Annotated in this window: 25 protein-coding genes; 19 read left to right on the top strand and 6 right to left on the bottom strand. The window is 71.7% G+C overall.

The features are described from left to right. The first annotated feature begins 1 nt into the window (after position 1). From DJ010_RS00125 to DJ010_RS00070, 12 genes are all read left to right on the top strand, one after another. The gene (locus DJ010_RS00125; protein ID WP_109691620.1) at positions 2 to 1,183 is read left to right on the top strand and encodes an MraY family glycosyltransferase; all 1,182 of its coding nucleotides are present in this window, start codon (positions 2 to 4) and stop codon (positions 1,181 to 1,183) included. A gap of 97 nt (positions 1,184 to 1,280) precedes the next feature. Continuing rightward, the gene (locus DJ010_RS00120) at positions 1,281 to 1,766 is read left to right on the top strand and encodes a hypothetical protein (RefSeq protein ID WP_109691619.1); all 486 of its coding nucleotides are present in this window, start codon (positions 1,281 to 1,283) and stop codon (positions 1,764 to 1,766) included. A 30-nt stretch (positions 1,767 to 1,796) separates the two neighbouring features. After that, positions 1,797 to 2,024, top strand: a complete 228-nt coding sequence (locus DJ010_RS00115) for an AtpZ/AtpI family protein (RefSeq protein WP_109691618.1) — start codon at positions 1,797 to 1,799, stop codon at positions 2,022 to 2,024. Positions 2,025 to 2,040: 16 nt separating this feature from the next. Then, positions 2,041 to 2,844: a F0F1 ATP synthase subunit A gene (gene atpB / locus DJ010_RS00110; RefSeq protein WP_109691617.1), complete on the top strand. Its 804-nt coding sequence runs from the start codon at positions 2,041 to 2,043 to the stop codon at positions 2,842 to 2,844. Between the two features lie 65 nt (positions 2,845 to 2,909). Then, positions 2,910 to 3,113: an ATP synthase F0 subunit C gene (atpE, locus tag DJ010_RS00105; protein WP_281271102.1), complete on the top strand. Its 204-nt coding sequence runs from the start codon at positions 2,910 to 2,912 to the stop codon at positions 3,111 to 3,113. Positions 3,114 to 3,161: 48 nt separating this feature from the next. Further along, on the top strand, positions 3,162 to 3,725 hold the full coding sequence (locus DJ010_RS00100; protein ID WP_109691615.1) for a F0F1 ATP synthase subunit B: 564 nt from the start codon (positions 3,162 to 3,164) through the stop codon (positions 3,723 to 3,725). After that, positions 3,725 to 4,516 (top strand): F0F1 ATP synthase subunit delta, encoded by a 792-nt coding sequence (locus tag DJ010_RS00095; RefSeq protein WP_109691614.1) that lies wholly within the window; start codon positions 3,725 to 3,727, stop codon positions 4,514 to 4,516. The genes DJ010_RS00100 and DJ010_RS00095 overlap by 1 nt, the downstream gene beginning before the upstream one ends. A 75-nt stretch (positions 4,517 to 4,591) precedes the next feature. Next, entirely contained in the window at positions 4,592 to 6,229 is a 1,638-nt protein-coding gene (atpA, locus tag DJ010_RS00090; RefSeq protein WP_109691613.1) for a F0F1 ATP synthase subunit alpha, read from the top strand. Positions 6,230 to 6,238: 9 nt separating this feature from the next. After that, positions 6,239 to 7,156 carry a F0F1 ATP synthase subunit gamma gene (locus tag DJ010_RS00085; protein WP_109691612.1) on the top strand — a complete coding sequence of 306 codons (918 nt, stop codon included), beginning with the start codon at positions 6,239 to 6,241 and terminating at the stop codon, positions 7,154 to 7,156. Between the two features lie 45 nt (positions 7,157 to 7,201). Continuing rightward, a complete protein-coding gene (gene atpD / locus DJ010_RS00080; protein ID WP_109691611.1) occupies positions 7,202 to 8,641 on the top strand; it encodes a F0F1 ATP synthase subunit beta in 1,440 nt (479 codons plus the stop codon). A gap of 1 nt (position 8,642) precedes the next feature. Further along, positions 8,643 to 9,077: a F0F1 ATP synthase subunit epsilon gene (locus DJ010_RS00075; RefSeq protein WP_109691610.1), complete on the top strand. Its 435-nt coding sequence runs from the start codon at positions 8,643 to 8,645 to the stop codon at positions 9,075 to 9,077. Between the two features lie 9 nt (positions 9,078 to 9,086). Next, positions 9,087 to 9,530, top strand: coding sequence for a DUF2550 domain-containing protein (locus DJ010_RS00070; protein WP_109691609.1), 444 nt, complete (start codon positions 9,087 to 9,089; stop codon positions 9,528 to 9,530). Positions 9,531 to 9,914: 384 nt separating this feature from the next. Here the strand turns inward: DJ010_RS00070 and DJ010_RS00065 are convergent, their stop codons facing one another. Both DJ010_RS00065 and DJ010_RS00060 read right to left on the bottom strand, forming a co-directional pair. Next, the gene (locus DJ010_RS00065; RefSeq protein WP_109691608.1) at positions 9,915 to 13,112 is read right to left on the bottom strand and encodes a DEAD/DEAH box helicase; all 3,198 of its coding nucleotides are present in this window, start codon (positions 13,110 to 13,112) and stop codon (positions 9,915 to 9,917) included. 69 nt (positions 13,113 to 13,181) lie between these two features. Then, positions 13,182 to 14,621 carry an FAD-binding oxidoreductase gene (locus tag DJ010_RS00060; protein WP_109691607.1) on the bottom strand — a complete coding sequence of 480 codons (1,440 nt, stop codon included), beginning with the start codon at positions 14,619 to 14,621 and terminating at the stop codon, positions 13,182 to 13,184. A 140-nt stretch (positions 14,622 to 14,761) separates the two neighbouring features. Here DJ010_RS00060 and DJ010_RS00055 point away from each other — a divergent pair, with 140 nt between their 5' ends. Further along, positions 14,762 to 18,136 carry an ATP-binding protein gene (locus tag DJ010_RS00055; protein ID WP_109691606.1) on the top strand — a complete coding sequence of 1,125 codons (3,375 nt, stop codon included), beginning with the start codon at positions 14,762 to 14,764 and terminating at the stop codon, positions 18,134 to 18,136. A 6-nt stretch (positions 18,137 to 18,142) separates the two neighbouring features. Here the strand turns inward: DJ010_RS00055 and DJ010_RS00050 are convergent, their stop codons facing one another. Further along, on the bottom strand, positions 18,143 to 19,135 hold the full coding sequence (locus DJ010_RS00050) for a lytic transglycosylase domain-containing protein (RefSeq protein WP_109691605.1): 993 nt from the start codon (positions 19,133 to 19,135) through the stop codon (positions 18,143 to 18,145). Further along, complete coding sequence (locus DJ010_RS00045) at positions 19,132 to 19,710, bottom strand: cob(I)yrinic acid a,c-diamide adenosyltransferase (RefSeq protein ID WP_109691604.1); 579 nt, start codon at positions 19,708 to 19,710, stop codon at positions 19,132 to 19,134. The genes DJ010_RS00050 and DJ010_RS00045 overlap by 4 nt, the downstream gene beginning before the upstream one ends. A 150-nt stretch (positions 19,711 to 19,860) precedes the next feature. Here DJ010_RS00045 and DJ010_RS00040 point away from each other — a divergent pair, with 150 nt between their 5' ends. Continuing rightward, on the top strand, positions 19,861 to 20,172 hold the full coding sequence (locus tag DJ010_RS00040; RefSeq protein ID WP_109691603.1) for an STAS domain-containing protein: 312 nt from the start codon (positions 19,861 to 19,863) through the stop codon (positions 20,170 to 20,172). 67 nt (positions 20,173 to 20,239) lie between these two features. Next, complete coding sequence (locus DJ010_RS00035) at positions 20,240 to 22,279, top strand: protein meaA (protein WP_109691602.1); 2,040 nt, start codon at positions 20,240 to 20,242, stop codon at positions 22,277 to 22,279. A gap of 12 nt (positions 22,280 to 22,291) precedes the next feature. Here DJ010_RS00035 and DJ010_RS00030 read toward each other — a convergent pair whose 3' ends face one another. Beyond that, positions 22,292 to 22,651 (bottom strand): ArsC/Spx/MgsR family protein, encoded by a 360-nt coding sequence (locus DJ010_RS00030; RefSeq protein WP_245927109.1) that lies wholly within the window; start codon positions 22,649 to 22,651, stop codon positions 22,292 to 22,294. Positions 22,652 to 22,737: 86 nt separating this feature from the next. Here DJ010_RS00030 and DJ010_RS00025 point away from each other — a divergent pair, with 86 nt between their 5' ends. From DJ010_RS00025 to DJ010_RS00015, 3 genes are read left to right on the top strand one after another with little or no spacing between them, the layout of a single operon-like run. Next, complete coding sequence (locus DJ010_RS00025; RefSeq protein ID WP_109691601.1) at positions 22,738 to 22,938, top strand: hypothetical protein; 201 nt, start codon at positions 22,738 to 22,740, stop codon at positions 22,936 to 22,938. Positions 22,939 to 22,982: 44 nt separating this feature from the next. Further along, on the top strand, positions 22,983 to 23,507 hold the full coding sequence (locus DJ010_RS00020; protein ID WP_109691600.1) for a ferritin: 525 nt from the start codon (positions 22,983 to 22,985) through the stop codon (positions 23,505 to 23,507). Positions 23,508 to 23,523: 16 nt separating this feature from the next. Then, complete coding sequence (locus DJ010_RS00015; RefSeq protein WP_109692431.1) at positions 23,524 to 24,462, top strand: FAD-dependent oxidoreductase; 939 nt, start codon at positions 23,524 to 23,526, stop codon at positions 24,460 to 24,462. Here DJ010_RS00015 and DJ010_RS00010 read toward each other — a convergent pair. Continuing rightward, a complete protein-coding gene (locus tag DJ010_RS00010; RefSeq protein WP_109691599.1) occupies positions 24,446 to 25,009 on the bottom strand; it encodes a DUF952 domain-containing protein in 564 nt (187 codons plus the stop codon). The genes DJ010_RS00015 and DJ010_RS00010 overlap by 17 nt on opposite strands. 824 nt (positions 25,010 to 25,833) lie before the next feature. Between DJ010_RS00010 and DJ010_RS00005 the strand changes: the two genes are divergently transcribed. Further along, positions 25,834 to 26,396, top strand: a 563-nt coding sequence (locus DJ010_RS00005) for a DUF222 domain-containing protein (protein ID WP_146207198.1), incomplete at its 3' end; no start/stop codon positions are given.

Raw genomic sequence — 26,396 nt, 5'->3', positions numbered from 1 at the left:
CATGCGTGAGTACGTCGTCGTCTTCCTGGTCGCCGCGGCGGTCACCTACCTGCTGACCGTCGTCGCGCGGGAGATCGCCGTGCGCACCGGCGCGGTCGCCAAGGTCCGTGACCGCGACGTGCACGCCGAGCCGGTGCCCTACCTGGGCGGGCTGGCGATGCTCGGTGGCCTGTTCGCGGCGTTCCTGGTGGCGCGCGAGCTCCCGTTCCTCGCCACGAGTCCGCCGTGGGTCTTCGAGGACTCCCTCTCCGTGCTGCTGGCCGGCGCGGTGGTGTGCGCGGTCGGCGTCCTCGACGACATCTTCGACCTCGACGCGTTGACGAAGTTCGGCGGTCAGGTGGTCGCGGTCGGGCTGCTCGTCTACTCGGGCATCCAGTTCAAGTACTTCTTCGGCCGGGACGGCTCCCAGCTCGCCCTCGACGCGACCCAGGGTGCGCTGCTGACCGCGGTGATCGTGCTCGCGACGGTCAACGCCGTGAACTTCATCGACGGGCTCGACGGCCTCGCGGCCGGGGTCATCGGCATCAGCGCGATGGCGTTCTTCCTCTTCTGCTACCAGCTCACGGTCGCCAACGAGGTCACCCGGGCGACGACGGGGGCGCTGCTGTCCGCGGCGCTGGCCGGCGCCTGCGTGGGCTTCCTCGTGCACAACTTCCACCCGGCGCGCCTGTTCATGGGCGACAGCGGGTCCATGCTCCTCGGCCTGGTGTTGTCGGCCTCCACGATGACGGTGACCACGCAGTTCTTCCCGACCGACATCTCCCAGGGGATGGGCGGCACCCGGGCCAGCCTGATGCCGATGCTGCTGCCGCTCGCGGTCCCGATCCTGATCCTGATCGTGCCGCTCGCCGACCTCCTGCTCGCCGTCGTCCGACGTACGGCGGCCGGCCGCTCCCCGTTCGCGCCGGACAAGCAGCACCTGCACCACCGGCTGCTGGAGATCGGTCACTCCCACCGCCGGGCGGTGGTCATCATGTGGCTGTGGGCCGGCCTCATCGGGTTCGGCACGGTGGCCGCCAGCCTCTTCGACGACGACCGGGTGTGGTTCGGCATCGGCGGCGCCTTCGTCCTGACCGTCGGCCTCACCTTCGTGGTGCCGTTCCTGCCGCACTGGGGGCGCCGTCCCCGGCCCGCGGCGACCCTTCCCGACGCTGCTCCCGAGGCGGTACCGGGGGCCGATTGAAGGCTCGCGGCGACTTTGTGATAACTTTCACGAGCGATCAGGAAGTGCTCCCGAGGCGCCCCTGGCCACCCCTCGACACCCTGAAGGGCGACCACTGATGCTGACGACCACCACCCACGGAGCCCCGGTCCTCGCGGCCGCGGCGACACTGGGGGTGGGCGCGGTCGTCGTGGCCGTCGCTGCGGTGGTGGACGGCGTTCCCGGCGCGTACGGCGCCCTGGTCGGCACCGGCTTCGCGCTGGCGGTGTTCTCCTTCGGCGTCTTCGCCGTCGGGGCGGTCGCCCGGTTGATGCCGACCGCCTCGCTGCTGGTCGCGATGCTGACCTACACCACCCAGGTGCTGTTGATGCTGGTCTTCTTCGTGGCCCTCAACCGGTCCGGGGCGATCGAGGGCTCGGTGAGCCGGGAATGGCTCGGGGGAGCGATCATCGTGGCGGTCCTGGCATGGACCCTCGCCCAGCTGACCGCCTTCTCCCGAGCCCGGATCCCGCTCTACGAGCTCGTCCGGGAGGAGCGGTCCGAGCCCCTCGGCAACGGCCTGTCCGAGGGTGTCCGGTCGGCGACGGAGGGCGGTGCGCGATGACGTTCACCCCCTGCTATTGTCCGGGGCGAAATGAGTCAGCCCGAGGCGAAGTCGAAGGGCGATCCGTGGCACGCGTTCGGCTACATCGTGGCCGGGGTCGCGGTCTACGGAGTTGCGGGTTGGCTCGCCGACCGCTGGCTCGGCACCGGGTTCCTCGTTGCGGTGGGCATCGTCATCGGTGCTGCGCTCGGGATCTACCTGACCGCCGCACGGTTCCGCACGGATCCCGACCGGCCCGACAGCACGACGACAGAGTGAACGCAGAGGAGACCTGGTGATCACCGCAGCCAGCACCGTCACCGCTCAGGGTGACGGCTTCACGGCGCCCGGGCCGGCCAACTTCCAGTACCCCGAGCTGTTCTCGGTCGGGGGCGTCGACGTCACCAAGCCGATGGTGCAGCTGCTGCTGGCCGCCGTCCTGGTCTTCGGCTTCTTCTGGCTGGCGACCCGCCGGGTCGCGATGGTCCCGAGCCGCATGCAGTTCGCGGGCGAGGGTGCCTACGACTTCGTCCGCAACAGCGTCGGCCGCGACATCATCGGCAGCCGCGAGTTCCAGCGGTTCGTCCCCTACCTGCTCGCGCTCTTCTTCTTCGTGCTGGTCAACAACATCTTCGCCAGCATCCCGTTCGTCCAGTTCCCGACCTTCAGCCGCGCCAGCATGGCCTACGCACTGGCCGGTCTCTCGTGGCTGGTCTACAACGGCGCGGGCATGGCCAAGCACGGCCCGCTGGGCTACCTGAAGCTCCAGAGCGTCCCGACGGGCGTCCCGAAGGTGATGTACCCGCTGCTGGTCCCGCTGGAGTTCTTCTCCAACATCCTGGTCCGGCCGGTCACCCTGGCCCTCCGACTCTTCGCCAACATGTTCGCCGGGCACCTGCTGCTGATCCTGTTCGCCACCGGTGGTCTCTACCTGGCCACCGAGTACGGCGGCGCGATCGGCATCGTCTCCGGGGTGCTCGCCTGGGTGATGGCGATCCTCGTCAGCTTCCTGGAGATCCTGGTGCAGTTCCTGCAGGCCTACGTCTTCGTGCTGCTGAACGCCATGTACATCCAGGGCGCGCTCGCCGACGAGCACTGAAACGCCTCTCCCGAACCCTCCTCGTCCTGCTGAACAACTGAAGTAACAACCGAAAGGAAATCGCCGTGGACGGCAACCTCAACATGATCGGTTACGGCCTGGCCGCCATCGGCCCGGGCATCGGCATCGGTCTCATCTTCGCCGCCTACATCAGTGGTGTCGCTCGTCAGCCGGAGGCCCAGGGCCGCCTGCAGTCGATCGCCATCCTGGGCTTCGCTCTCGCCGAGGCGCTGGCGATCATCGGTATCGCGCTCGCGTTCGCCCTCTAGACGCGCGAACCCGCGCGTCTTCCAGACCAGCTGCGATAGGTCAGGTCCATGAAGTCACTGTTCCTCATCCTCGCCGAAGGCGAGGAGGGTGGTCACACCCCCGAGAGCCCGCTCGCGATCGAGTGGATCGAGATCGTGCTCTCGCTGGTGGTGTTCGGCCTCCTGTTCTTCGCCATCAAGAAGTTCGTCGTGCCTCGGTTCGAGTCGACGTACGCCGAGCGCACCGCGGCGATCGAGGGTGGTCTGGCTGCGGCCGAGACCAAGCAGGCCGAGGCTGACGCCAAGCTGGCCGAGCTCGAGCAGCAGCTCGCCGACGCTCGCCACGAGGCGGCTCGCATCCGCGAGGAGGCACGCGAGCAAGGGGCTGCCATCATCGCCGAGATGCGTGAGCAGGCGCAGGCCGAGTCGAGCCGGATCGTCGAGCACGGCAAGGCGCAGATCGAGGCCGAGCGCCAGCAGGCGGTCACCTCGCTGCGGGCGGAGGTCGGCAGCCTGGCGACCAACCTCGCGGGTCGCATCGTCGGCGAGTCCCTCGAGGACGACGCCCGTCAGGGTCGAGTCGTCGAGCGCTTCCTCGCCGAGCTCGAGACCGGGACGCCGGGGGCCAACTGATGCAGTCCTTCCGAGCGGCGTCCTCCGACGCGCTGGCCGCCCTGGCCGAGCGCGTCGAGGGGTCGGCCACGGCGGCCGACGACTTGTTCTCGGTCGCGGCCAGCCTCCGCGCCGAGGGTGCGCTTCGCCGGTTCGTCACCGACGCGTCGCTACCGGACGACGCCAGGTCCGGTCTCGTGGCCGAGCTCTTCGACGGCAAGGTCGAGTCCGGCACCGTCGAGCTGCTCAAGGACGCGGTGCGTCGTCGGTGGACCCGCTCGCGCGACCTCGCCGACGCCCTGGAGCACCTCGGCGTCGTCGCGGCCGTCCGGTCCTCGGGTCAGGAGGCCGGTCGGGTCGTCGACGAGCTGTTCGCCGTCCGCGGCCTGGTCGACGACAACGCCGCGCTGCGCGATGCCTTCTCCGACCGGGCCAGGTCCGCGGCGGACAAGGCGGGGCTGGTCGACAACCTGCTGGGCGGCAAGGTCCTCCCGGCCACGCTCGTCCTGGTCAAGCAGGCCCTGGCTGGCACCCACCGCAGCGTCGCTGCCGCGCTGGAGGAGTACGAGCGCGTCGCCGCCGACGCCTACGGCCAGGACGTGGCGACGGTCCGGGTGGCCCGACCGCTCGACGACCGAGAGACCGACCGGCTCACCACCGCGCTGTCCCAGCAGTACGGGCGCGCAGTGCACCTCAACGTGGTGGTCGACCCCGCCGTCATCGGCGGGATCAAGGTCGAGATCGACGGCGACGTCATCGACGGGACGATCTCCAGCCGCCTCGACGCCGCCCGCCGCAAGATCGCCGGCTGAGCCGGGTCCCTCGACCCGACAGCCACCCACACCGACTTCACACCCGTTCAGCAAAAGCAGAGAGAAGGCACAGAGATGACGGAACTCTCCATCCGTCCGGACGAGATCCGCGACGCCCTCGCCAAGTACGTCGCCGACTACGAGCCCGACGCGGCGAGCAAGGAGGAGGTCGGCACGGTCGCCTCCGCGGGCGACGGCATCGCGCGCGTCACCGGTCTCCCCTCGGCGATGGCCAACGAGCTGCTCGAGTTCGAGGACGGGACGCGCGGCCTGGCCCTGAACCTCGAGGAGCGCGAGATCGGCGTCGTCATCCTCGGTGACTTCGACAAGATCGAGGAGGGCCAGACGGTCCGACGCACCGGCGAGGTCCTCTCGGTCCCCGTCGGCGCCAACTTCCTCGGCCGCGTGGTCGACCCGCTCGGCAACCCGATCGACGGCCTCGGCGACATCGAGCCCGAGGGTCGCCGCATCCTCGAGCTCCAGGCTCCCGGCGTGATGGCCCGCAAGTCGGTCCACGAGCCGCTCGCGACCGGCATCAAGGCGATCGACGCGATGACCCCGATCGGCCGGGGCCAGCGCCAGCTGATCATCGGTGACCGGGCGACCGGCAAGACCACGGTCGCGATCGACACGATCATCAACCAGAAGCAGAACTGGGACTCCGGCGACCCGGAGAAGCAGGTGCGCTGCATCTACGTCGCGATCGGTCAGAAGGGCTCGACCATCGCCTCGGTGCGCGGTGCCCTGGAGGAGGCCGGCGCGCTGGAGTACACCACCATCGTGGCGGCTCCGGCCTCGGACAGCGCGGGCTTCAAGTACCTCGCGCCCTACACCGGCTCGGCCATCGGCCAGCACTGGATGTACGACGGCAAGCACGTCCTCATCGTGTTCGACGACCTCACCAAGCAGGCCGAGGCCTACCGCGCGGTGTCGCTGCTGCTGCGCCGCCCGCCGGGCCGCGAGGCGTACCCCGGTGACGTCTTCTACCTGCACAGCCGGCTGCTGGAGCGCTGCGCCAAGCTCTCCGACGACCTCGGTGCGGGCTCGATGACCGGGCTGCCGATCATCGAGACCAAGGCCAACGACGTCTCGGCCTACATCCCCACCAACGTCATCTCGATCACCGACGGGCAGATCTTCCTGCAGTCCGACCTGTTCGCGGCCAACCAGCGGCCCGCGATCGACGTCGGCATCTCGGTGTCGCGCGTGGGTGGTGCGGCCATGACCAAGGCGATGAAGGCGGTCACCGGCTCGCTGAAGGTCGACCTGGCCCAGTACCGCGCGATGGAGGCGTTCGCCATGTTCGCCTCAGACCTCGACGCGGCGTCCAAGCAGCAGCTGGCCCGCGGCCAGCGGCTGATGGCCCTGCTCAAGCAGCCCGCCTACAGCCCCTACCCGCTGGCGGAGATGACGGTCTCGCTCTGGCTGGGCACGTCGGGGCGCCTCGACGAGGTGCCGACCGAGGACGTGCTGCGGTTCGAGCACGAGTTCCTCGACTACCTGCGCCGCTCGCACGAGGGCCTGCTGAACGCGATCCGCGAGACCCAGAAGTTCGAGGACGAGGACGGCGTGGCCGCGGCCTACGACTCCTTCCTGGACCAGTTCGAGACCTCCGAGGGCGGCAGCATCAAGGTCGGCCACGAGCCCGAGGCCGAGGCGATGGCCGACGACGAGCTCGAGCAGGAGCAGATCGTCAAGCAGAAGCGAGGCTGAGGACCGACCATGGCTGTATCGCTGCGCGAGTACCGCGCGCGGATCAGGTCGACGGAGTCGATGAAGAAGATCACGCGCGCCATGGAGCTGATCGCTGCGTCGCGCATCATCAAGGCGCAGCAGCGGGCCCAGCAGGCCGCGCCGTACGCACGGGAGCTCACCCGGGCCGTGTCGGCGGTGGCGACGTTCTCCAACGTCGACCACCCGCTGACCCGCGAGGAGGAGAACCCCAAGCGCGCGGCGGTGCTCGTCATCACCAGCGACCGCGGCCTGGCCGGCGCCTACTCCTCGAGCGTGATCAAGGAGGCCGAGCGGCTCGCCGAGCGGCTGCGCGACGAGGGCAAGGAGATCGACTGGTTCCTGGCCGGTCGCAAGGCCGAGGCCTACTTCAAGTTCCGTTCGCGGGACTTCGTGGAGTCCTGGACCGGCTTCTCCGACCAGCCCGGCTACGACGTCGCGGCAGAGATCGGGAAGGCGTTGATCGACGCCTTCCTCAAGGAGCAGGGCGAGGAGGGCGACGTCGACGAGGTCCACGTCGTCTACACCCGGTTCCGCTCGATGCTCGTCCAGGAGCCCACCGCGATCCGGCTGCTGCCGCTCGAGGTCGTCGAGGGCGAGGAGCCCCCCGGTGACGCCGAGCTGCTGCCGCTCTACGAGTTCGAGCCGTCCCCGTCCGAGGTGCTCGACGGACTGCTGCCGCAGTACGTCGTGAGCCGGATCTTCTACAGCCTGCTGCAGGCGGCGGCCTCCGAGCTCGCGGCCCGGCAGAAGGCGATGAAGGCGGCGACCGACAACGCCGACGAGCTGATCAAGAAGCTCACCCGGATCGCCAACCAGGCGCGCCAGGCCGGCATCACCCAGGAGATCAGCGAGATCGTCGGCGGCGTGAACGCGCTCGCCGACGCCCAGGCCGCTGCCAACGACTGAGCACCACGACTACACCGACTGACCCACGAAATATCGGAGAACACAATGACTGCTACCGCTGAAGAGACGACCACCACCGGTCGCGTCGCGCGGGTCATCGGCCCGGTCGTCGACATCGAGTTCCCGGCCGACGCGATGCCGGAGATCTACAACAAGCTCGAGGTCGAGGTCACCCTCGCCGGTGAGACCTCGACGCTCCCGCTCGAGGTCGCCCAGCACATCGGCGACGGCCTCGTGCGCGCCATCTCGCTGAAGCCGACCGACGGCGTGGTCCGCGGGTCGCAGGTCACCGACACGGGCGGCCCGATCTCGGTGCCCGTCGGCGACGTGACCCTGGGCCACGTGTTCAACGCGACCGGCGACGTGCTCAACCTCACCGAGGGTGAGTCGTACGAGGTCACCGAGCGGTGGGGCATCCACCGGAAGGCTCCGGCGTTCGACCAGCTCGAGTCGAAGACCCAGATGTTCGAGACCGGCATCAAGGTCATCGACCTGCTCACGCCGTACGTGACCGGCGGGAAGATCGGCCTGTTCGGCGGCGCGGGCGTCGGCAAGACCGTGCTCATCCAGGAGATGATCGCGCGCGTCGCGAAGAACCACGGCGGTGTGTCGGTGTTCGCCGGTGTCGGCGAGCGCACCCGCGAGGGCAACGACCTCATCGAGGAGATGAAGGAGGCCGGCGTCTTCGACAAGGTGGCCCTGGTCTTCGGTCAGATGGACGAGCCGCCGGGCACCCGTCTCCGGGTCGCGCTCTCCGCGCTGACGATGGCGGAGTACTTCCGCGACGTCCAGAACCAGGACGTGCTGCTCTTCGTCGACAACATCTTCCGGTTCACGCAGGCCGGCTCCGAGGTCTCGACGCTGCTCGGACGCATGCCCTCCGCGGTGGGCTACCAGCCGAACCTCGCCGACGAGATGGGGACGCTCCAGGAGCGCATCACCTCGACGCGTGGTCGTTCGATCACCTCGATGCAGGCGATCTACGTGCCCGCGGACGACTACACCGACCCGGCTCCGGCGACGACGTTCGCCCACCTGGACGCGACCACCGAGCTCTCGCGTGAGATCGCCTCGCTCGGCATCTACCCCGCGGTGGACCCGCTGACGTCGACCTCGCGGATCCTCGACCCGCAGTACATCGGCCAGGACCACTACGACTGCGCGATCCGGATCAAGCAGATCCTCCAGCGCAACAAGGAGCTGCAGGACATCATCGCGATCCTCGGCGTCGACGAGCTGTCCGAGGAGGACCGCATCATCGTCAGCCGCGCTCGCCGGATCCAGCGCTTCCTGTCGCAGAACACCTACGTGGCCAAGCAGTTCACGGGCATCGAGGGCTCGACGGTCCCGGTGTCGGAGACGATCGAGGCGTTCAACAAGATCGCTGACGGCGAGTACGACCACGTGGCGGAGCAGGCGTTCTTCATGTGCGGCGGTCTCGACGACGTCGAGGCCAAGTGGGCCGAGATCCAGAAGAGCCTCTGACATGGCCGACCGAGCGGGCGCGGAAGCGCTGCACGTCGAGCTGGTCGCCGCCGACCGCACGGTGTGGTCGGGCGACGCCGCCATGGTGATCGCGCGGACGACGGAGGGCGACGTCGGCGTGCTGCGTGACCACGCGCCGACGCTGTCGCTGCTGGCGCCGGCGGTGGTCGAGATCCAGGTCGACGGCACCGAGGACGTGGTCGTGGCGGCCGTCGACGGCGGCTTCCTCTCGGTGGCCAACAACCGGGTCTCGGTCCTCTCCGAGCACATCGACCTGGGCGACGACATCCACGTCGACAAGGCGAAGGCGGAGCTCGAGGAGGCGCGCGGCCTGCTGGGTTCCAACGACGAGGCCGAGCGGCGCATCCGCCGTGCGGAGGCGCGGATCCGGGCTGCGGAGAAGGTCTCCGGCGGCTCCCTCACCTCGAGCCACTAGCCGACATCGATGGCGTGGTGGGAGTGGCTGCTCGACGTGTCGGGCATCGTGCTGCTCCTGCTGCTGGCCTTCGGCATCGGCCTGGTGGTCCGGAGGCGGGTCCTCGCCCGCCACGGCGGCACCTTCGAGCTGAGCCACCGGCTGACCGCTGACGAGGGCGGCCGTGGCTGGGTGCTCGGCATGGGGCGCTACTCCGGCGAGAAGCTCGAGTGGTTCCGCATCTTCACCCTCTCGCCGCGGCCGAAGCGGGTGTGGGAGCGCGACCAGCTGTCGTACGACGGCCGTCGCGAGCCCATCGGGGCCGAGCAGGCCTCGCTCTACCCCGACCACGTCGTCATCCGGTGCGCCTCCCGCGCCGGCGACGTCGAGCTCGCCATGAGCCCCGCCTCGCTCACCGGCTTCCAGGCCTGGCTCGAGGCGAAGCCGCCGGGGTCGGACTGGAACTCGCGCTGACGCGAGATTCGCTGCGCGGATGTTCGCTGCGCGGCTTGCTGTCGGCTCCTGGACGGCCGTGAGGCCTGCGCGTGAGGGCTCGCGCCGGCGGGGCAACCACATCCGTCCTCCAGCAGCGCGGTCGCTGCGCTCCCGCGGTGCTGGATGACGAAGCCAGACCCATCCACGCCCCGCCGGCGCGACCCTCCCGCTCCGGCATCGAGCGGCCGCCCACGAGCCGGCCGCGGGGTGATCGACCCCGTGTGCGGCGTGGCCGTCGGCGCTCATTGGTAGGTCAACCCGAAGGTCGGCCCGCCCACGGCAGCCGCGGGACGAGGTCGACAAGCCGCGCGCAGCGCCCCTTCGCCGCCGGCTGCGACCTTCACGGCGACCGACGTACGTCCGCTACTCGTCAAACAACCCTCTAATGTCGTCCGCGTCGATGCCGAGCGACATGACGCCCTCGCCGTCGATGACCTGGGCGAAGAGCTCGGCCTTGCGGCCCTTGAGCTCCATCACCTTCTCCTCGATCGTGTCGGTGGCGACCAGCCGGTAGACGTGGACGTGGGCGGTCTGGCCGATGCGGTGGGCGCGGTCGACGGCCTGGGCCTCGGCGGCGGGGTTCCACCAGGGATCGAGGACGAAGACGTAGTCGGCCTCGGTCAGGGTGAGGCCGACGCCGCCTGCCTTGAGCGAGATGAGGAAGACCGGGGCGCCGCCGGAGCGGAACTCCTCGATGACGCCGGCCCGGTCGCGGGTGGAGCCGTCGAGGTAGGTGGCGCCGATGTCCTCGGCGGCGAGCCGGTCGCGGACCCGGCCGAGGAAGGACGTGAACTGGCTGAAGACCAAGGCGCGGTGGCCCTCGGCGGTGATCTCCTCGAGGTGGTCGACGAGGAGGTCGAGCTTGGCGGACCCGACCGCGTCGTGGGCGGGGTCGACCAGACCGGGGTCGAGGGAGAGCTGGCGCAGTGTGGTGAGGGCGCTGAAGATGGCGACCCGGTTGCGGTCGAAGTCCTCGACCAGGCCGAGGATCCGCTGCCGCTCCTTGGCCAGGTGGGTGTCGTAGATCTTGCGGTGGCGCGGCTCGAGCGCGACGTCGAGGACCTGCTCCTGCTTCGGCGGCAGGTCGGCGGCGACCAGCTCCTTGGTCCGACGGAGGAGGAACGGCCGGATCCGGGCTCGGAACCGCGCGAGCGCCTGCTGGTCGCCGCCCCGCTCGACCGGTCGGGCGACCCTCTCGTTGAAGAGGCGCGGCCAGGGGTAGAGGCCGGGGACCGTGATCGACAGCAGCGCCCACAGCTCCATCAGCCGGTTCTCGAACGGGGTGCCGGTGACCGCGAGCTTGAACGGCGCGTCGACGGTGCGCACCGCGGCGTAGGTCTTGCTCTGGTGGTTCTTCACCTGCTGCGCCTCGTCGAGCACCAACCCGCCCCAGTCCACCTCCGCGTAGCGGGCGTGCGCCAGCCGGAGCACGGTGTAGGTCGTCACGACCAGGTCGCTCTCGGCGGCGATCGCCGCGACGTCGTCGGTGCGACGGCCGCACACGCCGATGCGCAGGTCCGGCGCGTGCTGCGCCGCCTCGTGCGCCCATGCGGTGACCACGCTCGTCGGCGCCACCACGAGGAACGGCCCGTCGTCGGGCCGCCGCTCGCGCGCGTGCCGGACCAGCGCGAGCACCTGGAGCGTCTTCCCGAGCCCCATGTCGTCGGCGAGGATGCCGCCGAGACCGTGCTCCCAGAGGAAGGCGAGCCACCAGAAGCCCTCGCGTTGGTAGGACCGCAGCCGGGTGGTGAGCCCGACCGGCTCGGGCCGCGGGATCTCGACCAGGTCGCGCAGCGCCCGGGCCCGCGCGACCCACTCGCCCGCCTGGGCGTCGACGATGCCGGTCTCGGCGAGCTGCGCCCACAGTCCCAGGTCGTGGGTGCCGACGCCGATCCGGTCGCCGTCGCGCTCGCGGAGCTCCGCCGCGGCGGCCACCACCTCGCGCAGCCGGTCGAACTCCGGCCGGTCGGTGGTGATGAACAACCCGCTCGGCAGCACGAGGAACTCGCGGTCGAGGGTGAGCGCCGCGAGCACGTCGGGCAGCGGTATCCGCTCACCCTCGACGCTGACCGTCACGGCGAGGTCGAGCCAGTCGGTGCGCCCGTCGTCGGCCTCCTCGTCGGGCTCGAGCACCTCGAACGTGATCTCCGGTGCGGAGACGGCCTCGCGGAAGTCGGGCCGCTGGTCCTCGACGACCGCGACGTCGGGCAGCTCGCGCAGGTGGGGCAGGTCGTGGATCGCGAGCGAGAGCGCGTCGCCGTCGCGGACGGAGCGGCGGCCGAGCAGGTCGGTGGACACCGTCGCGCGGATCGTGGCCTCGGCCGACCGGTCGCGCAGTCCGTCGAGGAGGTCGCGGGCGTCCAACCCGCAGCGGTGCGCGTCGTCGTAGCGCCACTCCCAGGTGAGGTCGGCCGCCGTCGCGCTGCGCCAGACCACGGTGACCAGCAGCGTCGGCCGCACCGGGGCCGGGACGTCGACGGAGCCGTCGGGGGAGCGGATGGCCAGGTGGCGCAGCAGGGCGGCCAGCCGGCCGCGCAGCGCGTCGAGCTCGCCGACCGGCACCTCTAGCGGGTCGTCCTCGATCAGCCGCCGCGCGACGGTCGGCACGTCGCGCTCCAGGTCGGCGATGCGGAGCCGGCCGCCGTCGAGCAGCGCGACCACCCGGTTGTGGTCGGTCAGCAGCACCCGATCGCCGCGCCAGAGCTCGCCGTCGAGGTCGACGCCGAGGGTCAGCCGGGCCTGCTCGCCGTCGCTCGTGACCTCGGCCGCCAGCCCGACCGGCTTCTCGAGCACCGTGACCTCGGTGAGCGGCGCGGCCGGCAGCAGCTCGACGCCGGCCGCCTCGGCGGCCCGGAGCAGGCGCGGGAGGTGCGGGCCGAACTGGGCGAGCGTCGGGATCGTCCCGGGCGCGTGGTAGCCGCGGTGCCGGGTGAGCTCGGTGTGCAGCGCGCCGATCGCGTCGGCCTGCTCGGGCAGCAGGCTGCGGGCGAGCACCGCCCCGGGGATGTCGGACCAGTCGGCACCGGACTTGATCCAGGCCTGCTTGGCGCCGGGCCGCAGCGGGCGGAGGCCGACCGTGGGGCCGCCGCCGTCACGGTAGGAGTGGATGCGCCGCTCGTCGAGGGTGACCTGGAGGGCGAGCGGGAAGCGCTCGACCTCGCGGTCGGCGGTGCGCGCCAGGTCCTCGACGAGCGTGCCGAGCCGCCGCTCCCACTCCGGCACCCGCTCGCCGGTGGTGTGGCCCTCGCGGATGCTCAGCGCGACCGCGGCGCCGTGCTTGCACATGTTGCGGACCGGACAGGTGCACAGGCTGAAGATCCAGCCGCGGGTGTGGCTGCGGCTGCGGCCGCTCGGCCGTCCGACCTCGCAGTGCAGCTGGACGTGGTAGGCCGTGGGTGCCGAGCCGTGGACGAACGCGGTCGCCGTCACCGACCCCTCGCTGAGCCGCTGGAGGGTGGGCGGCCCGTCGAGACGATCGAGGTAGCCCAGGGCGCGCTCGATCGTCTCGGGGGCGAAGTGCTCCTCGAGGAAGTCGTCGGTGAGTGAGGCAAGGACGTCCACGGCCCGTCCATCGTGGCACGCGGGGACGACACCTCGACCCGTCCTCCACAGGCCGCCGGTCCGCAGTCCTCAGGCCGTGGGCCCACCGTCCTCGAAGAGCCGCGGCACCCGGTGGTTGGCCAGGAACAGGCCGTGCGGGTCGACGGCGCTGCGGATGCCGACCAGCTGCCGCCACGCGTCGGGGCGGTAGCCGGTGCTGGCGTCGGTGAGGCTCTCGGCGAAGTTGAGGTACTGCCGGCCGTTGGCGTACGGCGCCAGCGCCTCGGTGACCTGCGCGGCGTCCTTCTCGCCCTGCTCGGCGGTCTCCGGCGTCGGCGCCATCGCGAGGTTGAGCGTCGCGAAGCCGCCGTCGAGGTACGACAGCACGCCGCCGCCCTCGTGGGGGCGGGCGAGCGCACCGCCGAGCTGGCGGAGCTCGACGATGTTGAGCGAGGTCGTCGCGTCCGGGCCGGCCTGCTCCAGCCAGGCGTCGACGGCCGCGTCGGGAAGCTCGGCCAGCATGCTGGAGCCGGAGACGGCGGGAGCGCCGCCCTCGGGGTCGAGGTGCAGCCGGTCGAGGGCCTTGGCCGGCATCCGGCCGAAGGTGTCGAGCTCGGGCCCGAGTGCCCGCAGGGGCGCGAGCAGCTCCGCACCGCGCTCGTCCGACCCGAGCACCGCGCCGTCGATCATCGCGACGGCCCGGCCGGCGAGGAACGGCGGGACCTCCGGGATGGGCGGGAAGCGGAGCGCCCGGAACGCAGTCGTGATCTCCTCCGGGGCGCCGGGGGCCCACGCCGCCCAGGTGCGCAGGACGGGCTCGACGTCGGCCAGGTCCCACAGGAGGAACCCGGCGTACGCGTCCTGGATGTCGTACATCCGGAACTCGAGCGCGGTGACGACGCCGAAGCTGCCGCCCCCGCCGCGGAGCGCCCAGAACAGCTCGGCGTTGCGGGTCGCGTCGGCGCGGACCAGCGTGCCGTCGGCGACGACGAGCTCGACCGCGGTGAGGCTGTTGGTGGCGAGCCCCAGCTTGCGGGCGTACCAGCCGATGCCGCCGCCCAGGGAGTAGCCGGCGATGCCGACGTCGGGGGAGGAGCCGTGCAGGACGGCTTTCCCGTGGGCGGCCGCGGCGAGGACCGCGGGCTCCCAGGTCGCGCCACCCTCGACCCGGACGACGCCGCGGGCCGGGTCCGCGACGACGGTGTTCATCTCGGACGTCCTCACGATGACGACGTCGTCGAGGCCCTGCTCGGCGAGCGGGCGGGCGTTGTGGCCGGTGCTCTGCGGCGCGACCCGGAGGCCGGCCTCGGCTGCGACGCGGACGACGGTGGCGACCTCGCTGGCCGACCGCGGCAGCGCGACCGCGGCGGGACGCTGGTCCACAGCGACGTTCCACGGCAGGCGGGCGGCGTCGTACTGCGGGTCGCCAGGAAGGTGGACGCGGCCGCCGAGCAGGCCGCGGAGCGCGTGCCCGGCGGCGATGGTGTCGGTGGGGCGGGTGGTGGGGAGCTGGTCGCTCTCGATGGTCATCGGGGTTCTCCTCGGATCTCGGTTGACGAGCAGACGATGCGTCGGACCACTTGGGATCGACTTGGGGTCGGCTGGGCGCCGGCCGGAGCGGGTTGGCGAAAACCCCCGAGCCGGGTGCCGGTGGTCCGTAGGCTGCGGCCGTGCAGTTGTCCGTCCTCGGAGCTGTCGAGGTCCGCCGGGACGGCGTGCCGGTCGACCTAGGGACGCTCAAGCAGCGCGCGCTGGTCGCCGTGCTCGCACTCGCGCACGGTTGGCCGGTCTCCGTCGACGCGATCGTCGACGCGCTCTGGGGAGAGACGGCGCCGCCGGGCTATGCCGGGACGCTGCAGAGCTACGTCTCGGGGCTGCGGCGGGCCCTGGAACCGGACCGGGCGCCGCGCACGCCGGCATCGGTGCTGGTCACCGCCTCGCCCGGCTACGCCCTCCGGGTGCCGGACGAGCAGGTCGACGCCCACCGGTTCGAGCAGGCGGTGAGCCGCGCCCACCGGGCGCTCCAGCCCCTCGGTGGCTGGGGGCCCGCGGCCCTGGACGCGGCGACGATCGAGGCCGAGCGCGCCCGGCTGGACGCGGCGCTGCGGCAGTGGCGGGGCACGCCGTACGCCGAGCTCGGTGACGCCGACGCCGCCGTCGCCGAGCGCGCCCGGCTGGAGGAGCTCCGGCTGCTCGCGGTCGAGGACCGTGCCGTCGCGGCGCTCGCGCTGGGAGACCACGCGACGGTGACGGCCGAGCTCGAGGCGCTGACCGGAGCGCACCCGCTGCGGGAGCGGCTGTGGGAGCTGCGCGCGGTCGCGCTGTTCCGCTCCGGCCGCCAGGCCGATGCCCTAGCGGTCCTGACGACGTTGCGCGACGTGCTCGACGAGGAGCTGGGGCTCGAGCCGTCGCCCGCCGTGCGGGAGCTGCAGACGGCCGTGCTGCGGCAGGACGAAGCACTGGCATGGGTGCCACCGGCGTCCGCCGCACCGGCAGCTGCAGCGGCGCCTGCGGCGGTCGCGCCGGTCGCGCAGGCTGCGCCGGTGCCGCCGGGTGACGTAGCGGCCCCCGGACGGAGCGCTGCGCAGGAGCAGGTCGCGCCCTGGCCGATGGTGGGCCGCGACGCGGAGCTGGCGGCCCTGATGAACGCGGTGGCGGCGGCGGAGGGCGGGCAGCCGTCGTACGCGGTGATCACCGGGGAGCCCGGCATCGGCAAGTCGCGGCTCGCCGGCGAGATGCTGCTGCAGGCCCGGCGCCGGGGTGTGCGGGTGCTGCACGGCCGGTGCGCGCAGGACGAGGGCGCGCCGCCGTTGTGGGCCTGGCAGGCGGTCCTCGAGGGGATCGGGGTGGACCTGCTCGGCCTGGTCGGCGAGGCCGGAGCCGACGAGGGAAGCCGGTTCCGGGCGTGGGAGCGGATCGTCGCCACGGTGCTGGACGCCGCTCGTGACGAGCCGGTGGCACTGCTGATGGACGACCTGCACTGGGCTGACCCGCCGACCCTCCGCGTGCTCCGGATGCTGGTGGAGTCGGCGAGCACGGAGCGGCTGCTCGTCGTCGGCGCCTGGCGCGCTCACCCGCCGCCGAGCGGACCGCTGGCCGACCTGACCGAGACGTTCGCGCGGGCGCACGCGCTGCGGCTCGACCTGGAGGGCCTGCCCCAGCGCGCGGCCGGCACGGTCTTCGAGGCCGTCACCGGCAGGGGCGTCGGGCCCGCCGACGGCGACCTGCTGGTGCAGCGCACCGACGGCAACCCGTTCTTCCTCGTCGAGCTGGCCCGGCTCGCGGCCGGGCGCGGTGGGGGCGTGGACCTGGCGGCGGGCGAGATGCCGGTGGCGGTGGGGGACGTGATCGACCGGCGCCTGTCCCGGCTGCCGGAGGAGACGGTGTCGGCGCTGCGGTTCGCCGCTGTCCTCGGTCGCCGTTTCGACCTCGGCACGCTCGCGCTGGCGGCGCGGATCGACGAGGACGACGCGCTCGACGTCGTCGAGCCCGCCCAGGCCGCGGGACTGCTGCGCGAGCACGGGGTCGACCACTACCTGTTCACCCACGCGCTGGTGCGCGACCGGCTCCGGGAGAGCATCGGCGCCAGCCGCAAGGCTCGCGTGCACGCCCGGATCGCGGAGGCGCTCTCGCGCGAGCCGGGCCGTGAGTCGGAGGAGGCGCAGCACTGGCTGGAGGCCGGCCCGTCGTACGCCGGCCGCGCCTGGCGCTCCGCCGTGGCCGCCGCGGCACTCGCGCGACGGTTGCACGACCACGACCGGGCCGCCAGCCTGCTGGACGGGGCGGTCGCCAGCATGGCGGCGGACCCGGCCGCGACCGTCGCGGACCGGTTCGAGGTCCTGATGGACCAGGCCGAGAGCTACCGCTGGGCCGGTCGGCAGGGCGACCTGGTGCGGGTGGCCGAGGAGGCGATCGCCGCCGGCCACGAGCTCGACGACGCGGACCGGGTCGCCCGGGCCGCTGTCGCCGTCTCGACGGGCGTGCTCTGGCGGTCGGCCCCTGACGGCGAGCGCAACGACGTCGTCGTCGGCGCTCTCGAGCAGAGCCTGGACCGGCTGCCGGCCGTCGACAGCGAGCTGCGCTGCAGGGTGATGCTGGGGCTCGCGGTCGAGGCCGAGGACGACGCCGGCAAGGCGCGCTGGGCGGACGAGGCGCTGGCGATGGCGCGGCGGCTCGACGCGCCGACGCTGGTGATGGCCGCCCACCAGGTCGCGCACATGGAATGGCTGCCGTCGACGGCCGAGCGCCGGCTGGAGCGGATCACCGAGGCGCTGGAGATCGCCCGCGAGATCCGCGACGAGCGCGCCCTCGTCGTCTGCGGGACGCTCAGGGCGGGCACCCTCGGCGAGGTCGGTCGGGTCCCGGAGATGTTCGAGCAGGTCGAGGAGACCCTCGCCGACGCCCGCCGCCTCCGGATCGCGTACGGCGACCTGGTGCTCACCGGCGTCCGGATCTCCTGGTGGGCGCTGGCCGGTGCGTGGGAGGAGTGTGAGGCGGGTCTGGAGCACCTGGTGGCCCTGGCCGAGGACCTCGACCACGACTCGGTCGCCGGGTCGCTCGAGATCGCCCGGGTCGCCATCGCGTACTGGCGGGACCGTCCGGCCGAGGCCGTCGCGCCGTTGCAGGCATTCCTCGAGATGGGTGCGCCGTTCGCGATGACCCTCGCCGTGTGCCAGTGGCGGGCGGGCGACGAGGACGCCGCCCGGCGCACCTACGCGGAGGCGGGACCACCGCCGGAGGCGGAGTCGAACGTCTCGCCGCTGGTCTGGTGCCACGGTGCCGAGCTGGCTGCCTACCTCGGCGACGCCGACCTCGCCGAAGCGGCCCGTCGACACCTGCAGCCGTGGTCGGGACGGCCGTGCGTGGTCGGCGTGGCGATCGCGATGGCGCCGGTCGACGCCTACCTCGCCCTCGCGCTGGCGGCCTGCGGGCGGCCCGACGAGGCCACCACCCACGCCGACGCGGCGCTCGCGCAGTCGGCGGCGTGGGGGACGCCGATCGTCACCGACTGGCTGACCGACCTGCGCGCCCGCTACGGGTTCTGAGCCGGGTCAGCGGGTGTCGGTGCCGAGGTGCCGCTCGGGATGCTGCCGCACGTAGGCCCGCACCGGCACCGGCGCGGTCTCGCGGTAGCCGACGGGCAGCCACAGGTCGCCGATCGTCGACAGGTAGACGATCTGCCACCGCACCAGGCCGTGGAGCGCGCGCGGGTCACGCTCGAGGACCGACGCGTAGGCGAGGATGCCGTCGACGTAGCCCGGGTGGTTGTTGTACCGGTAGAGCGCGTTCTCGACGCCGGGCCCGGTGGTGGTGCCGGTGCCGCCACCGTTGGCGGCGAGGTAGTTGGCCGCGCCGAGGATCGCGTCGTGGGGGTCGGTGACGTCGCCCTCGCCGTACGCCGCCCAGGTCGAGGGGATGAACTGCATCGGCCCCTGCGCGCCCGCCGACGACAGCCCGCGGATCTTGCCGAACCCGGTCTCGACCAGGTTGATCGCGGCGAGCAGCTCCCAGGCGACACCGTGGACGCGCTCGCCCTCGCGGTAGAAGCGGCGCAGGTCGGCGGTCGGCGCCGGCTCGACGATCTCCCAGGCGGGCAGCTCGGCGGACAGCGTCGTCAGCACGCTGCGCAGGGAGCGGCGGGCGGTGAGGTGAGCGTCGAGGTCGGCCCGGTAGCGCGGCGGTACGGCGGCGCGGGCGCGGCGCTCCCACTGCGGTGTCCGTGCGAGCTGGCGGTAGAGCAGCTGGGTCTCGAACGCCGCCGCCGCGCGGACCGCTTCCTCGGTGGCCGGGTCGCGGGCGAGGTCCTCGGCGCGGCCGAGCCGGGCGCCCAGCTCGGGCGCGCTCTCGGGCGGGACGAACTCCTCGGTCAGCGGGGGAGCGCTGGGCAGGGGCTCCTGCTTCTCCGGCCGGTCGCTGCCGAGCTGGTCGTCGAGCTCGGCGACGGACGGCGGCTCACGGCGCGCCGGCTCGTCGTCCTCGCCCCCGCAGGCGGCGGTGCCGAGCAGCAGCGCGCTCGTGACGACGAAGGCGGCGAGCCGGCTCACTTGCCTCTCTCGCCGCCCGGGACCCAGAGCACGTCGCCGTTCTCGCGGTTGGCGTAGCGGGCGAGGATGAACACCAGGTCGGAGAGCCGGTTCAGGTAGGTGATCGCGAGCTTGTTCATGGTCTCCCCGTGCACGGCGTACGCCGCCCAGGCCGCCCGCTCCGCGCGGCGGACCACCGTCCGGGCGACGTGCAGGTGGGACGCGGCCGGCGTGCCGCCGTTGAGGATGAACGAGCGCAGGTTCGGCACGAGCGCGTTGTAGTGGTCGCACCAGGCCTCGAGCCGGTCGACGTACTCCTGCTCGATCCGCAGCGGCGGGTACTCCGGGTTCTCGCTCACCGGGTTGCAGAAGTCGGCGCCCACGTCGAACAGGTCGTTCTGCACGTGCACCAGCACGTCGACGACGTCGTCGTCGAGCCCGCCGGCCGCGAGCGCCACGCCCAGGTGGGCGTTGGCCTCGTCGACGTCGGCGTAGGCCTCCAGCCGCGGATCGGTCTTCGTCGTGACGCTCATGTCGCCGAGCCGGGTCTCACCGGCATCGCCGGTGCGGGTGTAGATGCGGGTGAGGTTGACCATGGGCCGAGCCTACGGCTGGACGCAGTGTGACCGGCGACACACCGAAACGAACTTCGCTCCGGATGCAACCGTTTCGGACTGTCCGGCGTCATGGTGGGTAAGAGAGTCGAAAGCGTTCTCGGGAAGACGCCCGAGCGGGAGGGGTAGGACGTGCAGATCATCGCCGACGGCCCGACGCTGGTGCTGAGCGGAGACCTCGACGTCCGGAGCACCGGCGAGATCCGCAACGCCGTCTACGACCATCTGCGCCGCAACGACGCCGGCGCGGTCGTCCTCGACGTCTACGACGTCGAGACCATCGACCTCACCGCGCTCCGGGTGCTCGCGATGGCCAGCCGGGTCGCCCTCAACGACGGCCAGCGGATCGTCCTGCGCGGGGCCGGCCCGGCCGTGCTGCGCATGCTCCACCTGAGCCACCTGATCCGCTTCTTCGAGGTCGAGCGGGCCGCCGTTCCGGCTTGATCCGTGTCGGAAACCCCACATGTCCGGGGAGTTACCTGGGGGTAGCAACGGCCCTAGGCTTCGCGTTATGAGCGAGTCTGAGTCGAAGGGCGCCGCCCTGCCCCAGAAGGACCGTCCGTGGGTGATGCGCACCTACGCCGGTCACTCCACGGCCGAGGCGTCGAACGCGCTGTACCGCACCAACCTGGCCAAGGGCCAGACCGGCCTGTCGGTGGCCTTCGACCTGCCGACGCAGACCGGCTACGACCCCGACAGCCCGCTCGCGCGCGGCGAGGTCGGCAAGGTCGGTGTGCCGGTGCCGCACCTCGGCGAGATGCGGAAGCTCTTCAAGGACATCCCGCTCGCCGAGATGAACACCTCGATGACGATCAACGCGACCGCCATGTGGCTGCTCGCGATGTACCAGGTGGTCGCGGAGGAGCAGAACCCCGACGCCTCGCCCGACGAGGTGGCGGCCCAGCTCGCGGGGACCACCCAGAACGACATCATCAAGGAGTACCTCTCGCGGGGCACCTACGTGTTCCCGCCCGAGCACTCGCTGCGGCTGATCGCCGACATGATCGCCTACACGGTCCACCAGATCCCGAAGTGGAACCCGATCAACATCTGCAGCTACCACCTGCAGGAGGCCGGCGCGACGCCGACGCAGGAGCTCGCCTACGCGCTGTGCACCGCGATCGCCGTGCTGGACCAGGTGAAGAACTCCGGCCAGGTCGACGAGGCGGACTTCGAGAAGGTCGTCGGCCGGATCTCGTTCTTCGTCAACGCCGGTGTCCGGTTCATCGAGGAGACGTGCAAGATGCGCGCCTTCACCCAGCTCTGGGACGAGATCACCCGCGAGCGGTACGGCGTGAAGGACCCGAAGATGCGCCGGTTCCGCTACGGCGTGCAGGTGAACTCGCTCGGCCTCACCGAGGCCCAGCCCGAGAACAACGTGCAGCGGATCGTGCTCGAGATGCTCGGGGTGACGCTGTCGAAGAACGCGCGCGCCCGCGCCGTCCAGCTGCCGGCCTGGAACGAGGCGCTCGGCCTGCCCCGCCCCTGGGACCAGCAGTGGTCGCTGCGGCTGCAGCAGGTGCTCGCGTTCGAGTCGGACCTGTTGGAGTACGACGACATCTTCGACGGCTCGCACGTGATCGAGGCGAAGGTCGCGGAGCTGGTCGAGGGCGCGAAGGCCGAGATCGACCGGGTCCAGGCGATGGGCGGCGCCATCGCCGCGGTCGACTCCGGCTACATGAAGCAGGAGCTGGTCTCCGCGCACGCCGCCCGCCGCGGGCGGATCGAGGCCGGCGAGGAGGTCATCGTCGGCGTCAACAAGTTCGAGACGACCGAGCAGAGCCCGCTGACCGCCGACCTGGACTCCGCGATCATGGCTGCCGACCCGGAGGCCGAGAAGTCCGCGCTCGCCTCGCTCGAGGCGTGGAAGGAGCAGCGCGACGACACCGAGGTCGCCGAGGCACTGGCGAAGCTCGCCGAGGACGCCAAGAGCGGCGTCAACCTGATGACCGCGACCCTGGCCGCCGCCCGGGCCGGCGTGACCACGGGGGAGTGGGCCGGCACCCTGCGCGAGGTCTTCGGGGAGTTCCGCGCACCCACCGGGGTGAGCGGCGCGGTCGGTGTCGCCGAGGCGGGCGCGGAGCTCACCGCGGTCCGCGAGGCCGTCAAGCGCACCGGCGAGGAGCTGGCCGGCCACAGCGGCGGCCGGCTGCGGCTGCTCGTGGGCAAGCCGGGCCTCGATGGGCACTCGAACGGCGCCGAGCAGGTCGCCGTACGCGCTCGGGACGCGGGGTTCGAGGTCATCTACCAGGGCATCCGGCTCACCCCGGAGCAGATCGTCGCGGCCGCCGTGGCCGAGGACGTCCACTGCGTCGGTCTCTCGATCCTGTCCGGCTCCCACATGGAGCTGGTGCCGAGCGTGCTCGAGGGCCTGCAGGCCGCAGGGATGAGCGACGTGCCGGTGATCGTCGGCGGCATCATCCCCGACTCCGACGGCCGACGGCTGCGCGAGCTCGGTGTGGCTGCGGTCTACACGCCGAAGGACTACGGGCTGACCGAGATCATGGGCGGCATCGTCGAGGTGATCCGCAAGGCCAACGGTCTGTCCTGACGCGGACGACCGTCAGCCCGCGTCGATCACCCGTGCGACCGAGGCGGGGTCGCGGCCGATGACGGTGGTGCCGTCGGTCGCGGTGATGATCGGGCGCTGGATCAGCCTGGGCTGGTCGACCATCGCCTCCAGCCACGCGTGCCGGTGAGCGGCGTCCTTGGCCGGCAGGGTGACACCGAGCCTCGCGGCGTCCGCGGTGCGGGTGATGTCCCACGGCTCCAGACCGAGCCGGGCCAGCACGTCCTCGAGCTCGGCGACCGTCGGCGGCTGCTCGAGGTAGCGGCGGACGACGTACTCCTTGCCCGACGCGTCCAGCTCGCCGACGGCCGTGCGGCACTTCGAGCAGGCGGGGTTCAACCAGATCTCGATCACCCCGGCAGCCTACGGGCCGCGGCTGTGGGGTCCAGGTGCTGAACCCGACATAGGCAAGCCTTCCCTGCGGCCTCTACCCTCGGACCGTGGGCAAGGGCAAGAAGCCGACGGCGCGCAAGCTGCCGAAGACGGAGTGCTGCGCGTCGAAGAAGAAGTGCGACCGCTGCCCGCTGCGGATGCTGAAGGAAGGGACCCTGCCGGACGGCTACACCGTCAAGAAGCGGGTCCTGGTGAAGGTCAAGAACGGCAAGAAGGCGTCCAAGAAGGCCCTGAAGAAGGCGGCGTGACGCCGCGTCGTACGACGTCCGCGTCTCCCACTACGCTTTCGGCCATGGCTGCACCCCGGTTCACCGACCAGCTCAACGCCCAGATCGGCAACGAGTTCGCCGCGCACAACCAGTACCTCGCCTGCGCGGTGTACTACGACGCGCTGACCATGCCGCAGACCGCGGCGTTCTTCTACAACCAGGCGCTGGAGGAACGCGAGCACGCGATGATGATGGTGCAGTACCTCCTCGACACCGACGCCGAGGTGCGCATCCCCGGAGTCGAGGCGCCGGTCTCCGACTTCGCCGACGTGATCGCTCCGATCAAGCTCGCGCTCGACCAGGAGAAGCGGGTCACGGAGCAGATCAACGGCCTGCTGCGGATCGCCCGCGAGGAGAACGACTTCGCCTCCGAGCAGTTCATGCAGTGGTTCATCAAGGAGCAGGTCGAGGAGGTCGCGACGATGAACGACCTGCTCGCGATCGTCACCCGCAGCCAGCACGACCTCAACGACATCGAGGAGTACGTCGCCCGCGAGCAGGGTGACGCAGGCGCCGACCCGACGGCGCCGCCGGCGGCCGGCGCCTGAGCCGCCGGTCGGGACAGTGGCCAGGGTCATCGTCGTCGGGGCCGGCGTCGCCGGCCTGACCAGTGCCGTGCGCCTGGCCGAGGACGGTCACCGGGTCGACGTGGTCGCGCGGGACCTGCCGCGCGAGACCACGTCGGTCGTGGCTGCGGCCCTCTGGTACCCCTACCTGGCGCTGCCCCAGGACCGGGTCACTGCTTGGGCGGCGCGGTCCTACAGCCGGTTCGCCGAGCTCGCCGTCGACCCCGCGACCGGGGTCCGGATGCTCACCGGCACCGAGCTCTTCCGGTCGACGACCGCCGACCCGTGGTGGCGCGAGGCGGTGCCGTCGCTGCGACGGCTCACGCCGACCGACGGCCTGCCCCGTGGCTACGTGGACGGCTGGTCGTTCCACGCCCCGGTCGTCGACATGCCGGCCTACCTGGACTGGTTGGTCGGCCGGCTCGGTGAGCTCGGCGGCACCGTCACCCGCCTCAACCTGGGCGGTCTCCCGGACCTCCACGAGGCCGGAGCCGAGGTCGTCGTCGACTGCGCGGGGCTCGGCGCCCGGCTGCTGGCCGCCGATCACACCGTCGTCCCCGTCCGTGGCCAGGTGGTCGTGCTCGAGCAGGTCGGGCTCGACGAGTGGTGGCTGGCGACCGAGGGCGACCGCCCGACCTACGTCGTACCGCGGACCGACGAGATCGTCGTCGGCGGCACCGAGGAGCACGACGAGTGGAACCGAACCCCGGACCCCGCCACCGCCGAGGACATCCTGACCCGGGCCACCGCGCTCGTCCCCGCGCTGGCCGGGACGAAGGTGCTCGCCCACCGGGTCGGCCTGAGGCCCGCGCGACCGTCGATCCGCCTCGAGCGCGAGGGCGACGTCGTGCACTGCTACGGGCTCGGCGGCGCCGGCGTCACGCTGAGCTGGGGCTGTGCCGACGAGGTGGCCTCCCTCGTCAGTGGTGCCGCCTGACGTAGAGCCACCGGGCGAGGGCGAGGCCGACGAGCGCGCCGGCGACCAGTCCGACCAGCGCCGGCACCTCCTCGCCGATCGCTCCTCCGATACAGAGGCCGATCGCGGTCGCGGCCAGGATCAGGACCACGAGCGTCACGTTGAAGAACATCTCGCGCAGGTAGAGCGTGCCGAACGGCTCCGAGGGACCCGTCGCTGCCGGCGGGTCGCTGGTCGCGGCGCCGCGGGCGGGCATCGGGAGCACCTTCACCACCGCCTCCACCGGGAGCGGCCCGTAGATGTGCGGGAACGTCTCCGCCACCCCCGGCGCCGGCGGCTCCTCGACCACCGGCACGTCGAGCAGGTCGGTGTCGATCTGCAGCAGCACCATCGGCTCCGTCACGTCGCTGTAGAACAGCTCCCGCACCTTCGGCCACTGGTCACCCCTGCTCGCGTGGATGAACCCCTCCTCCGCCAGCGTGCGGCCCCTCGTGGAGATCGTGTACACCCCCACCTCGTTCGCCGCCGCCCAGTCGGACGCAAGGGCGAGGTGGAAGATCGTGGCCATGGTGTGGCCGAGGCTAGCGGTCGCGGGTGGCCGATCGGTCGTCGCCGTCGCCGTCGGCGTCGGTCGTCGAGTAGGCCGAGCGCTTCGGTCGCTCTTCGGTCGTCGAGTAGGCCGAGCGCTTCGGTCGCTCTTCGGTCGTCGAGTAGGCCGAGCGGATCGGTCGCTATCGGTCGTCGAGTAGGCCGAGCGCTCTGGCGCGAGGCCGTATCGAGACGCGGTGTGATCCCTGCGGCCTTGCGGCTGCGGGTGGTAGCGACCGAAAGGGCTTTGGACGGGAGCGAGGGCGCGGGTGGTTGCGCACCGCCGCCGGCTTACGGACTCGTCGTCGGTGGTCGAGTAGGCCCAGCGCTCTGGCGCCCCTCGGTCGTCGAATAGGCCGAGCGCTCTGCCGCCCCTTGTTCGTCGAGTAGGCCGAGCGCTCTGCCGCCCCTTGGTCGTCGAGTAGGCCGAGCGCTCTGGCGCGAGGCCGTATCGAGACGCGGTGCGATGCCTGCGGCCTTGCAGCTGTGGGTGGTCGCGACCGAAAGGGCTTTGGACGGGAGGGAGGGGGTGCGGGGCTGGGCGCCGCCGCCGGCCTTCGGGTCTGCTGCGGTGTAGTCCGGGGGTCGAGTAGTCCGAGCGCTCTGGCGCGAGGACGTATCGAGACCCCGCAAGCCAAGAAACCGCCGTACTTTCGTGCAATTCGCCGCGTTCGACCCTTCCATCTTGAGTCGAACTGGTGTACGATCGACGTACGTCGAACCCCTCGACCAGCCGTCCACGAGACTCAGATCTAGGACACCCCGGCACCAGGCCACCGGACCCGTAGCAGCCTGGGAGTCCGGATGAGCGAGCACACCGCCCTCCATCCGATCCGTGCTGCCGCCGCGACCGCGAAGGCCGCGTTCAAGGACGTCCGCGACGTCCAGCCGGTGTTCATGTCCCCGGCCGACCAGGAAGCAGCGGTCCGCGAGCTCGCCGAGCTCGAAGCGATGGTGGCCGAGGCACGGCTGCGGGTGGTAGTAGCAGCCCAGGACACCGCGTCGCGTTCCGGGGCCCGTGACCTCGGCGCCTGGCTCTCCACCCTGACCCTGACCGACTTCAACCACGGCCATGCCGATGCCCGCCTCGCCGAAGCACTCGACCGGAGGTGGGGGAAGGTCGCCGCCGGCATGGCCGACGGCGCCGTGTCCGCCGACCAAGCACAAGTGGTCGTGCACGCCTTGGACGCTTTACCGGCCAATCTCGATCCCGAGCTCGTGGCGAAGGCCGAGCAGCAGTTGGTCGACTACTGCAAGGACTTCCGTCCCCGCGACCTCCGCAGGCTCGGGCGGCGGATCCTGGAGCTCGTGGCCCCCGACATCGCCGAGGCCGAGGAAGCCAAACGCCTCGAGGACGAAGAGCGACG

The organism is Nocardioides silvaticus (genome assembly GCF_003160695.1).
Taxonomy (GTDB): Bacteria; Actinomycetota; Actinomycetes; order Propionibacteriales; family Nocardioidaceae; genus Nocardioides; species Nocardioides silvaticus.
Note: the sequence above shows the minus strand (reverse complement) of the source record. Positions and strands in the feature narration are given on the sequence as shown.

Bases quoted from the DNA above. Each gene is read 5' to 3' on its own strand.
- DJ010_RS00125 (WP_109691620.1), top strand. From the start codon at position 2: ATGCGTGAGTACGTCGTCGTCTTCCTGGTCGCCGCGGCGGTCACCTAC.
- DJ010_RS00120 (WP_109691619.1), top strand. From the start codon at position 1,281: ATGCTGACGACCACCACCCACGGAGCCCCGGTCCTCGCGGCCGCGGCG.
- DJ010_RS00115 (WP_109691618.1), top strand. From the start codon at position 1,797: ATGAGTCAGCCCGAGGCGAAGTCGAAGGGCGATCCGTGGCACGCGTTC.
- DJ010_RS00100 (WP_109691615.1), top strand. From the start codon at position 3,162: ATGAAGTCACTGTTCCTCATCCTCGCCGAAGGCGAGGAGGGTGGTCAC.
- DJ010_RS00095 (WP_109691614.1), top strand. From the start codon at position 3,725: ATGCAGTCCTTCCGAGCGGCGTCCTCCGACGCGCTGGCCGCCCTGGCC.
- atpA (WP_109691613.1), top strand. From the start codon at position 4,592: ATGACGGAACTCTCCATCCGTCCGGACGAGATCCGCGACGCCCTCGCC.
- DJ010_RS00085 (WP_109691612.1), top strand. From the start codon at position 6,239: ATGGCTGTATCGCTGCGCGAGTACCGCGCGCGGATCAGGTCGACGGAG.
- atpD (WP_109691611.1), top strand. From the start codon at position 7,202: ATGACTGCTACCGCTGAAGAGACGACCACCACCGGTCGCGTCGCGCGG.
- DJ010_RS00075 (WP_109691610.1), top strand. From the start codon at position 8,643: ATGGCCGACCGAGCGGGCGCGGAAGCGCTGCACGTCGAGCTGGTCGCC.
- DJ010_RS00070 (WP_109691609.1), top strand. From the start codon at position 9,087: ATGGCGTGGTGGGAGTGGCTGCTCGACGTGTCGGGCATCGTGCTGCTC.
- DJ010_RS00060 (WP_109691607.1), bottom strand. From the start codon at position 14,621: ATGACCATCGAGAGCGACCAGCTCCCCACCACCCGCCCCACCGACACC.
- DJ010_RS00045 (WP_109691604.1), bottom strand. From the start codon at position 19,710: ATGGTCAACCTCACCCGCATCTACACCCGCACCGGCGATGCCGGTGAG.
- DJ010_RS00035 (WP_109691602.1), top strand. From the start codon at position 20,240: ATGAGCGAGTCTGAGTCGAAGGGCGCCGCCCTGCCCCAGAAGGACCGT.
- DJ010_RS00020 (WP_109691600.1), top strand. From the start codon at position 22,983: ATGGCTGCACCCCGGTTCACCGACCAGCTCAACGCCCAGATCGGCAAC.
- DJ010_RS00010 (WP_109691599.1), bottom strand. From the start codon at position 25,009: ATGGCCACGATCTTCCACCTCGCCCTTGCGTCCGACTGGGCGGCGGCG.